Source organism: Vibrio sp. 1580 (assembly GCF_033340055.1).
This window is the reverse complement of the sequence record NZ_JAWOVT010000159.1, coordinates 1-840: the sequence shown is the minus strand read 5'-3', so window position 1 is coordinate 840 and position 840 is coordinate 1. Positions and strand designations below refer to the sequence as shown.

Here is an 840-nt window from a genome sequence, read left to right as displayed (position 1 = left end):
GATGTTTGTCGTAGATGGGCTCAGTCCATTGCCTTGCGTTAACAAAGGCACTGCATCGCCAAACTGCGGCTAAAACAATGCCAATGAACAAAACGACAATGAAGGCTTCGAGCTGATGCTGGGTAAACTGAATCAACTTTTCAGACAGTTCACACTTACTCGGCTCTTTGACTTTATCAGCTTTAACAACATGAGCATCATCGCTAGATAAAGCAGAAACCAAGGTTTGGTCATCACTCATCGAGCATGCCGAAACCAAACCAGAATTTTGCATCAGACACACGACGATGACCCAGCCAATCATTGCTAGCAGCCATTTCGCGCGCTTTTGAGGCGTGCCTTGTCGTGAAATCAATAAGCTCATAAAAAGTCAGATAAAGATGGATACGCAGAAAATAATACGCAAGTTGTCGTAAAGCTCAAGTCGTTCGACCTTGCTTGCCGATATGATTGGTAAATAATTGTGATAACCTTAAACCCATCGCTTTTTGCAACACGCTCATTATGCTCAATAAAGTTAATCTCGCCGACATTCGCTCGTTTGTTTTGATCGCCCAACTTGGCAACTTCACCAAAGCGGCGGAAGCTCTTTCCGTTTCTCGTTCTCACGTTTCTCGCCAAATCAGCGGACTTGAAGCGCAAATGGGCGTGACACTACTCAACCGAACCACACGCACGCTGCGTTTGACTCATGCCGGCGAGCGCTTTTATCACGACTGTGAAAAAGCTTTGCGAGACATCGACCAAGCGTTGATTGCCGCCGTCGATGATACTCAAGAGATTCGCGGCGTGATTCGAGTGAACTGTGTGGGTGGCTACATCGGCGAAGACATCATCGCC

General features: G+C 46.9%; 2 protein-coding genes. One reads left to right on the top strand and one right to left on the bottom strand.

Going from position 1 to position 840, the window contains the following annotated elements:
• Positions 1-364: hypothetical protein (locus R7093_RS24705; RefSeq protein ID WP_318146951.1), on the bottom strand; the 364-nt coding region annotated here is incomplete at its 3' end.
• A 140-nt stretch (positions 365-504) separates the two neighbouring features.
• On the opposite strand from R7093_RS24705, the gene R7093_RS24700 reads away from it, so the two are divergent.
• On the top strand, positions 505-840 hold a 336-nt coding region (locus tag R7093_RS24700), incomplete at its 3' end, for a LysR family transcriptional regulator (RefSeq protein ID WP_318146950.1).